Origin of the sequence: Zhongshania sp. (assembly GCF_041623545.1) — a bacterium.
Lineage (GTDB): Bacteria > Pseudomonadota > Gammaproteobacteria > Pseudomonadales > Spongiibacteraceae > Spongiibacter.
In genome coordinates, this window is record NZ_JBFJWS010000079.1 from 1 (window position 1) to 11,680 (window position 11,680).

Consider the following 11,680-nt stretch of genomic DNA (forward strand, 5'->3'; position numbering starts at 1 on the left):
TCTCGAAACTTGCTTATTTCGCTCTTCGTTTCGTTCCCTCGCTGCAAGTACTGCTCTTGGCAGTCGTCAATTGACAGGCATCAGTGGCACTTATAATATGGAACTATAGGTTCCACAATTTTGCGCGCCGAGCGTTCCCTAAAATAATTTATTAATCGAGACGAAGGGTAGGTTTCATCATGTCGACATCAGCAAATCCAATACGCGTAGTGCAGTGGACTACCGGTAAAGTTGCCTCAGAGGCAATCAAGGCGATTCTTAACCGACCAAACCTTGAGTTGGTGGGTGTTTTTGCTTTTAGCAAAGAGAAGGCGGGGCTGGATGTCGGTGATCTTGCTGGCCTTGGCAAAAAGATTAATCTTAAGGCGACGGATAAGTTTGACGATATCATCGCGCTGAAACCAGACTGCGTGGTGCATATGCCCCTGTATCCTGATGTCGATCAAATGTGTGAGTTACTGCGCGCGGGCATCAATGTTGTGACCAGCGCCAGCTTCATGACTGGCTATGGTTACGGTGATGCTAAGCGGAAAAAGCTGGAAGATGCCGCCCAGGCCGGTGGCGCGAGTTTATTTGGCAGCGGGGTAAACCCCGGCTGGATTAATAATGTGGCCTCGGCGGCATCGGGCTTGTGTAAAGAAGTTAATCTCATTCGTATTACTGAGTCTTTTAATATTGGCTTGTGGGCTGCTGACGCGAATCAAAATGAATTGGGTTGGGGGCGCCCAGCCGGTGATCCAAATCATGCTGATGATATTCGCAGCGCGACTTTACCATTTGGTGATGCCGTGGAGGTGGTCGCTAAGATGTATGGCATCGAGTTAGATACAATTCGCTGTGAAGTTGATTTTGCTCACGCCACTGAAGACCTCGATGTGCCGGGGCGGGATGTAAAAAAGGGCACCGTTGCTGGCATTCACGCCAAATGGCTGGGTGTGTATCAGGGCCATCCGGTTATTGACTGCTCGGTGCAGTGGACTGTTGCGGAGGAAATTACACCGCCCTGGGACATCGCGATGGCGTATCAGGTGGAAATACTGGGAACGCCACAGGTAAAAATGAAAATTGATATTCTGCCCGATGATATGACGCTTCCTATGGAAGAGTTGATGAAAATCGGATTTATGTTTCCAGCTATGCCAGTCGTTAATGCGATACCCGCCGTGGTGGCTGCGCGTCCGGGGATCGTGACGTACGCGGATTTAAAACCGGTCACCTCGGTGTTTGCGCCAAAGGCAATGCCTAAGCAGGAAATGGCGCTGGTAGAGGCCGATGAGCCAATCCCTAGCAGTGGCGGCAACGGTGCTGCCGATCTCGCTGGCAAGTGGCAGATTGCGGTAAAGGGGCCTACTGGGCCGCAGCTCACTGAATTGCGCCTTGAGCGCACCGCAGACGGCTATACAGGGGTGCAGTCTGGTGACGGTATGGACTCTCCCGTTGAGGCGTTTAGCGTTGATGGCGCTAATGTCAGTTGGATCAACCGTGTCAGCAAACCCATGAAGCTTAAAGTGACGTTTACCGGTGTTGTCGATGGCGATAGTATCACCGGCAAGTGTAAGGCGGGTTTTATGGGGAAATTTGCGTTTACCGCTAGCCGAATTAATTGATTGGAAATGGGGGGCGCGTAACTCATGCTCCTCAATTTCATCAAGCTTGGTGCCTTTTCTGGTGACCTCGGTATACCCCTTAAAGGTCACAGGGCACTTTTACGCGGTCGCCGTATTTTTGGGTGATTAAACCCCAGGGGTCGGCGTAGCGGCCCCGCTTGTCTATTTGTCGCTGAATTGCATTCATTGCGAGCATCGCGCCGCGAATAAGGGGGCTAAAGAGTCGGATCACTGTTCTCGTGGCCGGGTTTATCGACGCGGCTACCCACTCAAGTGTTTCGTGCCAATCATGTTGCTGAAACTGTAAAACTGCCTCTGCTTCATTGGTGTCATACCAGTCGGTAAAACTCCAGCCTAGCTCATCTTCGGGGTTGCCCGGCAAGCTTGCGCTATCGCCCAGCCGGCCAATACCAATGACCTCCATGACGTCGTCTTCAAGTTCGCGCTGAGTTTTTTTGCACGAGGCATTGCCGCCGATAAGGAATATTTTATTGTGATTTTCCGGTGCCAAATTGGCCGCGTTGACGAAAGCCAGTGCCGCATCGCGGGCATCGATGGCATGCACCCGATTGTCGCGCGGGGTCGCGCGAACCAGAACGAGATATTCTGCGCGCATATTACCCATGCCGTCGGGAGAGATTACCCCGGCCAGTCGCAGAATGGCGTAGGGAAGGCCAGAGGCTGCCAGTAGCGATTCGCCCATTATTTTATCTTCGCCATAGCACTCGATGGGTTTCACTGGCGTTGCCAGTGTGATTTGCCCGCTTTGATTGTAGGGGTTTCTTGAGCCGTAAACCGCTGAGCTGGATGCGAAGATGAATAGCGGTGGTGAAGATAGCTGTTGTGCCGCGCTAATGAGCGTGGCAGTTCCTTGTACGTTAATTTTACGCGCGAGTGAGGGATTGGAGTAGCAGGGAGGGGAAACGATTGCGGCGAGGTGAATAATTGCCGCAGGTGCTTGCGTTACTATGAGTTGTGCAATTTCGTCCTCGTCGAGTAGATTGGCGTGGATGGTAATAAAATTATCATCACTCTGCGCCTCAGTGCGAATTTTTTCTTCGGCTTTTAATGTTTTGTCATTGGCGACATCAAGGGCAATAACCTTATGGCCTTGATCAAGTAGCAAGGGCAGGCAGCGTTGCCCGACCTGACCAAAAGCGCCGGTGACTAAAATTGTTTTACAGCTATTCATTGGCAACTCCATATGTCGCGATTAAATGCGCTTATTTCCGTAATTTGCGGATAATGAAACTGCGGAACCAATTGGCGATATAAATTGAGAACAGGCCATTAAAGACGTCTTCGCGCAAACGCGTTAGCTTGGAGTATTTGATTTTCCAGGCGCCATCTATTTTTTGGTAAGTCTCGTGATAGTGCCCATAGCCATTTAAATTCAGGCCTATGCCAAATCTAACAATATCGTTTAGTGCCCAAATTCCCTTGGCTTCAGTCGACGAGATGATTTCAATTTCTGGAGCGTGGACTTGATGGACTGTGGCGCGTGTCGATTTACCCAGCGCACTGCGCACAAAACGCACAAATTCGTCAGCGCCGATAATATCTTTGCCGCCGGATTCGGCGGTGTCGCTATGAAAATCATCGGTAAATAAGTCTCGCCATGCCTCCCAGTCTTTACTGTCTAGCAGTCTACAGTAGCGGGCTTTGAGCTGCTTGATGGCTTCTATATCGGCGAGTATGTCGGTATTGGTCATTTTTACATTTCTCGTGCTTTAGTAAGCTTTATGAATTGTTATTGATCTTGGTTTGTTAAGTTATTGATTATTAAATATTTGTGCGCTATTTGTTCTATTTTTTGGCGCTTTTGGGTATCTGGGGGCGGCCTAGGTTTTTAATGATGTGGAACCTAAAGTACCACAAAATATGAATTTAGAGTATAGTCTAGGGCATGCTAGTTCGCTGTGGTTTTAATTCTTGTTCTTCGTCACGTCAAGTCGATTGTGGCTGATCCACTCGACCGCTAAAAATAATGAATACAACGATTGTGATATTTGGAGAAAAAATGAGATTTGCTACCGGCACTATTTCTGCTCTTTCCCTGCTCCTTGTGTTTCCGACTATGGTGCTGGCACAGCAAGAAGAGACACAAAAAAGTCGCGGCCCAGTAATCGAAGAAGTATTTGTGACGGCCCAGCGAAAGTCTGAACAGATACAAGATGTGCCCATTTCAATGTCGGCCTTAGATGGCGACTTTTTGCGAGAGCAAGGGGTTGCAGACCTTCAAGACGTGGCCATGTTTGTGCCTAACGTGCGTGTCGATTTTGCCGGAAACTATATCCAGCCCCGCGTTCGCGGCATTGCCACCAATACCGTTGTGAATAGGGGCTTGGCGCTGCCGGTAGGTATTGTTATTGATGAGATGCCCTACTCTAGAGCGGACTACTTTGCTTCAGGAATTTATGACATGAAGCGGGTTGAGGTGCTGCGTGGGCCGCAAGGGCAATTATTTGGCGCAAACACCACCGTTGGTCTGATGAACATCGTGACGGAAAATCCCAGTGATGAGTTTTCAGGTTCATTCAGTGCCGAAAAAGGTGCTTATGATCGTCGTCGTTATGAAGCTGCACTCGGTGGCCCACTCATCGCGGATGTGGTGAATTTTCGCGTTGCTGGCTTGAAAGAGGAGTATGGCAACTACGTTAAAAATACCACTGCGGCGACGGTGGATACTGCCGACGAAGGTTTTGGTGAGCGATCGCGCGAGTCTATTAGATTCAAATTGGAGTTTCCTGATATCGCAGGGGGAGCAGTGGTTTTAAGCTATCAATATGACGATGGCTTTTTTGGCGGCGCGCCGCGGGAAATCACCGCAGGCTATGAGCGTTGGCAAGATTTACTACTTGCCTATGATCCGAATGTGGATTTTGAAGAAGGCAATTTAATTGGCTCCACGGATAGTCCGACTTATCGTGTATCGCAGATTGACACATTTGCACTGAACGGCGCCTTTAGCATTGGTGAGTGGGGCTTAAATATTGTTACCGGATGGTCCGGGCTTGAATCCGAAACCTATGCGGACTCTGATAATTCGCCTATCCCTGCCAACACCGTAGAAATCATTGAGGCAAGTAGTCAGACCACCTTCGAATTGCGTATTGCATCCCCCGATTTGCCTGGCTTTTTTGGTATCGCAGACCTATTTGGAGCGTCATTAGGCAATACTGATTTTACAGCCGGTGCTTTTTACCAGAACCGTGAACAAAAACCGACCGATGCCATAACGCGTCTGAATGCGCCGCTCACCATTTTAATGACCGCGCAGAGTTCCGACCCATTTTTTCCTGTACTAGGGGTTTTACCCCCAGATAAGTGGGAATACTTCGCCGCCAATTTTGAACAAATCGAAGACGAGATGGCGGTGTTTGGCCAGTTTAATTGGCGGTTCTTAGAGGATTGGGTATTCCTTGCGGGGATTAGAGTGAGTGAAATCGCCAAGGAGGCAGCCTGGGTGCAAACCGTTGAAGCCGAAGACGGAGTGTGTTGTTTGATGGACCAATTAATCTCCTCGTTTACCGGGGTAGAAAGTAATACTGAGCGTTACACTGCACCTAAGCTTGGCCTAAAAGTTGATTTAAGTGACGATATTAATTTTTACCTAAGCTGGGCGAAGGGATTTCAGCCGGGTGGGTTTAATAATTTTAGTAATTCTGACTCTGTTGACTCCCGTACGGTGAAGCCAGCCTATGTAGAATCGTGGGAGCTAGGTTCAAAAATGCGTCTACTTGACGGCGCCGCAGAATTAAATGTGGGCCTGTTTTTGATGAAAATGGAAGATTTCCAGCTATTCACAACTGCAGTTGAGGAGGGTGGCGGTTTTCTGCCGATTGCACAAGTTACCAATGTTGGCGCGCTGCAAGTACAGGGCGTAGAAATTGACTTTAATTGGCTGCCAACTGACTGGCTAAGTTTGCGTGGGTCCTTCGGTATTAACGACTCTGAGTATCTTGATTTTCCCATTGGTACTTGTTTCAGTGATAGGCCGAATACAGACGGCGATTCTGAGGCGCGCTGTGATCTTACCGGCGAGGAGTTAACCCAGGCACCAAAGTGGGAGGCGAGTTTTACGCCTTCTATCGTGTTGCCGCTTATGCAGGACATTAGTTTTGTCGCCGGTGTGGGGGTGCAGTACACCGATGATCGCTACTTGCATGAATCTAATGATCCGCGCTCATTGCAGCCTGCTTATGTTTACGTGAGTGGCAACCTCGGGATCCGCAACGAAGCCCAAGGCTGGTCACTTGGATTGCGCGTTGAAAACGCCACTGACGAGCGTTATCACAATGCAGGAATGGAAGGTATTCCAGCCGCTGGACTTGCGATTAAAGCACCTAACCCGCCACGCACAGTGCTGGGTAGTTTTCGATGGAGCTTCTAACCCCCTAATGCGCAAAACTATGCTACGGGCAATACGCAGCTCCATGTAAATATAAGCAGGAATGTGATTGAAAGCGCTATCTGTCGCGTAAATCGCGTATGATTCGCTTTCCAAAAAGAGGATGGTGCTGACATGCGGAACAGCGTTTAATTTATGGCAAAAAAAACGTATCGACCCCATTTTTCTTCGACGAGTGATGCGCGAGTGCTCCGCACGCGGGAGTCATTGCGCGCCGCGATGTTGGAATTGCTGGATACCCATGCATTTGAAGAAATTACCATCCCCGATATTACGGCAGTCGCTGGAATCGGCCGGACTTCATTTTTCCGACACTACCCCTCAAAAGAAGCGTTACTAGAGGAAGTGGCGACTGGGGAAATTCGGCAACTCGTGAACTTGTCGCTCGCAGTATTTGATTCGACCGATAGTGAACAGGCTTCTCTGGCAATATTTAGCTACGTGGCTAAACACCGAATACTATGGCGAACCCTGTTGACTGGCGGCGCTGCAATGGCGCTTAAAGAAGAGTTTATTCGCTTGTCGCAAGATGTAACCGCCAAGACCGAACAAAAATCTGAATGGTTACCTGCTGACGCTGGGATTATTTTAGTGGTTAGCGGAACAGTTGAATTGCTAACGTGGTGGTTGCGACAGACGCGGCCAATCTCGATCAAAAAGGTTGCTAAAATCTTTGAGCGGGCGGTGTTATTGCCTATTTATGAGCCCTGAGCTCGCTCTCAATTAGGCACCTCTCTTCAAACCGCCATAGCCATTTGCCGTCATAATGGGCGATGCGACGACGAGGTCGAAAATGTCGGCAACTTGTTCCGGGGGGAGTGGCGTCTCACTGCGCAACCACCAATCTATTAACTCAATGGTACCGCTGACAATAAGTAACATGGCGCAGTCGATTGGCACCTTCTCCTGAGTAGTTATTCGCGGTGCAGTCGTTAAGCGAACAAGTTTAATGAATTCTTCCCGAATTCGTCCTGCCGCGCCGCCGGTGATTAATGTCGTCCACATAATTCGATGTTCATCGATATAGCTAAAGAGTGCCGTCGAGGCGGCGTGGAGATCTTGGGCGTCGAGAATGGGCACTGCGATTTCGAGTAGGGCGCTGATTTGTTCCGCAGCTATTTCATCAAGTAGTGCATCTTTACTGGGGTGGTGGCGGAAGAAGGTGTTGTAGCCGATACCCGCTTCAGCAACGAGCTCCCGAATGGTGATGTCAGCGAAGGGCTTTTGATCGAGTAGCGATAGCATTGCATCGTGCAAGGCTTTTCGTGACCGTACTGCGCGTGGGTCTGTCAGTGCTTGCAAGCCTATCTCCATAGTCAAATGTTAATGTGATTATACCGCGCTTGATTAACGCTTATGTATGTAAAGTCAATTTTAAATCCCGAAGATCTATTTGATGTCATGCCACTATTTCACGCTATTAAAGTTTTATCGGCACGGGCTCACCATGATGAGTTTGCGTAAAATATTCAACTAGTAAAATGAAATTTTCGCTAGTTGAATTGTTAATCTCGCTATGGAATACTCTGCACCATAAGTAAAAGAAGGTCTACTGTTAGTGCTAAGGATGTGCGTTTAGCGGTATGAGCCTAGCTAGTTGGTCAAATAATTCTAAGAATGAGGTTTTACATGGAAAGATCACCGGGTGTTCTAGCGTGCCTGCCCCGTTTCCTGATGATGACTGGTATTCTTGCAGTACCTGCCGCTTTAGCAAACTCCACAGAGTCTTCGTCGTCGCTAAGCGCGACTCGGAAGGGTGGGCTCGAAGAGGTTGTGGTGACGGCGCGGCGCACCGCGGAAAATTTACAAGATGTGCCGGTGGCTATTTCCGCGATCAGCAATGAAGATTTGCGCCGTAACCAGATCAATAGTCCACAAGATCTTCAAGGACGCGTGCCGTCGCTGGTAGTCGGTACTAATAGTCAGATGCGCAATACCGAATCACCAACGATCAGGGGCCAAGGCGCACAGTTTGCGGCCAGTCCCGGCGTTATTATATACCTTGCTGAGGTGGCGATGCCTTCAGATCCCGTAGCCAATTATCAAGGCGGGGCGGGTAAATTTTTTGATCTTGCCAATGTGCAAATTTTAAAGGGATCTCAGGGTACCTTGTTTGGGCGTAATACCACCGGTGGCGCGATGCTGTTGGAGCCAAATAAGCCGGAAGACGCCCTGCTAGGCGGTATCACCATTGGCGGAAATAAATTCACTGATCACCGTGGCGCGGATTTATCTGGCCAGAATATCGAGGGCTTCCTAAATGTGCCCCTCGTCGACGACGCCTTATTTATGCGCATCGGTGGGCAAATATACCAGCGTGACGGCTTTACCGAGGACGTTGTAACCGGCAAAGACTACGATAATAAAGACTACTGGACCGTGCGATTTGGGCTGCTGTGGCGTCCAACAGAGCAAATTGAAAACTATCTGATGGCCTATTATTCAGATAGTCAGGACAACGGCACGGCAACGGTCATTGAAGATATCAATCGGGAAGGGTTGAATAGGGCCATTCCCGGTGCGATTGGCGCTGGCGGCTTAACCCAGCTTATACCCGGTTTGGATCTTGCACAGCCGGCGAATCTTGGCTGTCAATTGCTGAACTTCTACGGGCCGTCTAACGACTGTGGTCAAGATATTCTTGACGAGCAAGCCGCCAGAGGACCGCGGAAAGTGCAGCTCAGCGCTGATCCGCAAGATAACCTCGCGAGCGGTACTATCCTCGACAATATTAGCCTCGAATTAAACGACAATTTAACCCTGCGAAATATTATTAGTTACTCAACCATGGTGCATTCCTATCGCTGGGATTTAGATGGCTCTCGGGCGGCGATTAATGACTTCATTAATCCAGAGGATATTGATGAAGCAGATATCCGCACTTACACCGAGGAGCTGCAGTTACAAGGCAGCGCCCTCGACGAGTCGCTCAGCTTTGTATTGGGTGCCTACTACGAAAAGACCAAGGCCGAGGGCGCGATTGTTGGCACTTCGTTGATGTTCGTGGGGGTGAATCAATCCTATGAGCAAAACAAAAGTTCGTTTGCGCCCTTTGCCCAAGCGACTTATGACCTAGGCAATATGACTGACTCCCTTGCGGGGCTGAGCTTGACCCTCGGTGTTCGCCATACCAAGGATAAAAATGCCGGAACAGCGGCCATTAAACAGGTCGCTTCGGGGCAATTTCCTTTGGTGGACGCCGTATTTGAAACCTCGGTAACGAGTTCCGCGCTTACGTATACCGCAGGGATAGACTATAAGTTTGACGAAAAACTTATTTACGGCAAAGTCAGTCGAGGCTATAAAACCGGCGGTATTTCCCCTGTTTCAGTGAACCCAGAGAACCACACTTACGAGCCGGAATTTGTGACGAACTATGAAGTTGGTTTCAAATCCGACTTTGAAAGCGGCATGCCGATTCGCTTGAACACAGCGCTTTATTACACTGACTACGAGGATTTACAGAAAGCGGCTGCTGATGCCTATGTGGACCCTAATAGTCCTAGTCCGGCGCCTCAGCTAGGCCAGGCGGTTTATAACGTTGGTCAAGCTTGGGTGGCGGGCTTTGAGTTAGACGCGACGATCCAAGCTTCAGAACGGCTTACCTTACTCGGCACCTTTGGCTATACCAAGGCTGAGTATCAGGAGTACCAAGTTTTTTATGGCGGCGCCACACCGCAAGTTGATTGCAGTGGTGAGGAGAAAGAGCGGGGCAGTACGCTGGAGTTGAGCTGTCTGCCGTTTATGATTACCCCAGAATATCAATACAGCGCGTCTATGCGCTATTTGCTGCCGATCGATGAGACGGCGGGTGAGCTTGAAGCGTCGCTGACCTATGTTTGGGTTGACGAGCAATATGGCGCATCGACCCATCCCGATGGCGAACCCGGTGCGTGGCTACCAGACTTCGGTCTGCTGAATGGTAGCTTGGCCTGGAGCCAAGTGTTCGGCTCGGAGCTCAGTATTCAGCTCTATGGCAGCAATTTAACGAACGAACTTTACCGTATCTCGAATAGTAACCAGTGGAACCTCACCTATATTCGTAGTTCGATTTATTCCGAACCGCGCGTGCTGGGCTTTAGTGTGGGTTATCGCTGGGAATAGGCGTACTGATATGAAACTGCGCTAGGTATTTTGCAGTGAAATATTCGGAGCGATAACACATAAGTACATTCAATAAATATAAAAGCGGAGAAGGTATGAGTACTCGAGGACAAGGTATATTGCTGTGGCTGACACCGGTTGCGGGTGTGTTTTTCTTGATTGCCTATGTTTTGTTTCCCGGCTTTTCACCGGCCATGTCGCCGACGATGACGCCTGAGCAAGTCGGTCTGTTTTTTCAAGAAAATGTAACGGCCGTGCGCGGCGTCGCCATATTGGTGAATCTTGTGGGTGCCATGCTCGTTCCCTTTTTTGCCATTATCGCTGTGCAAATGATGCGTATGGCTAACTCGAGCCCGGTCTTGGCATACTCATACATTATCTCGGTTGGTATTGGCATGACCGCGTTTTTACTCGCCGATTATTGCTGGGGCGTTGCAGCTTACCGACCTGACCGCGATCCGCAGTTACTCAGTTTGCTCAATGATATGGCCTGGTTCTTTTTTATTACCCCAGCGGGCTTAATCGTCGTTCAGAATTTATGTTTGGCACTCGGTATCTATTTTGATGCGCGGCCAGAGCCGATATTTCCGCGCTGGGTGGCGCATTTTAACGTTGTCACTGCGGTACTGATGATACCGGGTGCCTTCGCTATTATGAATAAAACCGGGCCATTAGCATGGGATGGTAGCCTATCGTTTTCGTTGCGGTTGGCAACCTTCACGGCGTATGTCGCGGTAATGTTCTTTGTCTTACTCGGCGTCACCAAGAAGCAAACCGCTGAAGAGGGGGCTATGTCATGAGTGATTTTGCCCTCGGTAGCGGGGCTGCTTCTGCGCCAGCGGGACGGCCTTGGTACCAGAATAAAAAGCTCGATCAGTATATTTGCTTTTGGTCGATACCCATTTTTTATAATTTATTTGGTCTGGTTTTTGTTCCCTTGAGTTACATGATGCCACCGCGTTCGCCCAGCAGTGATATGAGCGAAATTGTGGCATTTATGCAGTCGCCAAATCTGTTGATTGCAAGCAGCATTCTCATTTTATCCCTGGGCTTGTCGGCGGTGGGTAATGCGATGTATGTGAGCCAAATAAAGCGCATGTCGGTTAGCCCCGTGTTTATCTATGCGTTTTTAGCGGGTTCCATGACCGGGGCCATTGTGGGCTGCCTATTTCCGATGTTTTGTTTTGGTTTGGGGGCATTTCGGCCTGGCTATGACCCTGAAATATTGGCGATGCTATATGACTTCGGCTATCTGTCATTTATTGGTTCTTTGGGCTGTTTTTGCCTTAACTGGGGTCTGCTCAGTTTGGCGATTATTTTGGATAAAAACACGATTTTGCCAAAATGGCTTGGTTACTACACCGCATGGCAGTTTGCGACTGAACTGTTTGCCGCGACAGTTTGGGCTTCCAAAACTGGCCCTTTTGCGTGGGACGGTCTGATGGCGTTTTGGTTCAATATGGTGATTTACGTGCCTTGGCAGATCATTGTCTATGTTTGTATTTTTAAGGCGATAAAAGCGCAGCCCGAGAGTGAGCTAGGCAATGCGCAATATGAA

General features: G+C 49.3%; 9 protein-coding genes. 6 read left to right on the top strand and 3 right to left on the bottom strand.

What is annotated here, in order from left to right:
• The first annotated feature begins 179 nt into the window (after positions 1-179).
• Positions 180-1,607 (top strand): hypothetical protein, encoded by a 1,428-nt coding sequence (locus tag ABYT30_RS09395; RefSeq protein ID WP_373096189.1) that lies wholly within the window; start codon positions 180-182, stop codon positions 1,605-1,607.
• 79 nt (positions 1,608-1,686) lie between these two features.
• Here the strand turns inward: ABYT30_RS09395 and ABYT30_RS09400 are convergent, their stop codons facing one another.
• Both ABYT30_RS09400 and ABYT30_RS09405 read right to left on the bottom strand, forming a co-directional pair.
• On the bottom strand, positions 1,687-2,799 hold the full coding sequence (locus ABYT30_RS09400) for an NAD-dependent epimerase/dehydratase family protein (RefSeq protein WP_373096191.1): 1,113 nt from the start codon (positions 2,797-2,799) through the stop codon (positions 1,687-1,689).
• Between the two features lie 31 nt (positions 2,800-2,830).
• Positions 2,831-3,319, bottom strand: coding sequence for a nuclear transport factor 2 family protein (locus ABYT30_RS09405; RefSeq protein WP_373078872.1), 489 nt, complete (start codon positions 3,317-3,319; stop codon positions 2,831-2,833).
• Between the two features lie 308 nt (positions 3,320-3,627).
• Here ABYT30_RS09405 and ABYT30_RS09410 point away from each other — a divergent pair, with 308 nt between their 5' ends.
• A complete protein-coding gene (locus tag ABYT30_RS09410) occupies positions 3,628-6,000 on the top strand; it encodes a TonB-dependent receptor (RefSeq protein ID WP_373078875.1) in 2,373 nt (790 codons plus the stop codon).
• Positions 6,001-6,153: 153 nt separating this feature from the next.
• A complete protein-coding gene (locus ABYT30_RS09415; protein WP_373078877.1) occupies positions 6,154-6,729 on the top strand; it encodes a TetR/AcrR family transcriptional regulator in 576 nt (191 codons plus the stop codon).
• A gap of 12 nt (positions 6,730-6,741) precedes the next feature.
• On the opposite strand, the gene ABYT30_RS09420 is transcribed toward ABYT30_RS09415, so the two are convergent.
• Positions 6,742-7,320 (bottom strand): TetR/AcrR family transcriptional regulator, encoded by a 579-nt coding sequence (locus tag ABYT30_RS09420; RefSeq protein ID WP_373078879.1) that lies wholly within the window; start codon positions 7,318-7,320, stop codon positions 6,742-6,744.
• Positions 7,321-7,647: 327 nt separating this feature from the next.
• On the opposite strand from ABYT30_RS09420, the gene ABYT30_RS09425 reads away from it, so the two are divergent.
• From ABYT30_RS09425 to ABYT30_RS09435, 3 genes are all read left to right on the top strand, one after another.
• Positions 7,648-10,122: a TonB-dependent receptor gene (locus ABYT30_RS09425; RefSeq protein ID WP_373078881.1), complete on the top strand. Its 2,475-nt coding sequence runs from the start codon at positions 7,648-7,650 to the stop codon at positions 10,120-10,122.
• Positions 10,123-10,217: 95 nt separating this feature from the next.
• Complete coding sequence (locus ABYT30_RS09430; protein ID WP_373078883.1) at positions 10,218-10,922, top strand: hypothetical protein; 705 nt, start codon at positions 10,218-10,220, stop codon at positions 10,920-10,922.
• A partial coding sequence (locus ABYT30_RS09435; RefSeq protein WP_373096193.1) for a hypothetical protein occupies positions 10,919-11,680 on the top strand: 762 nt, incomplete at its 3' end. The genes ABYT30_RS09430 and ABYT30_RS09435, both read left to right, overlap by 4 nt.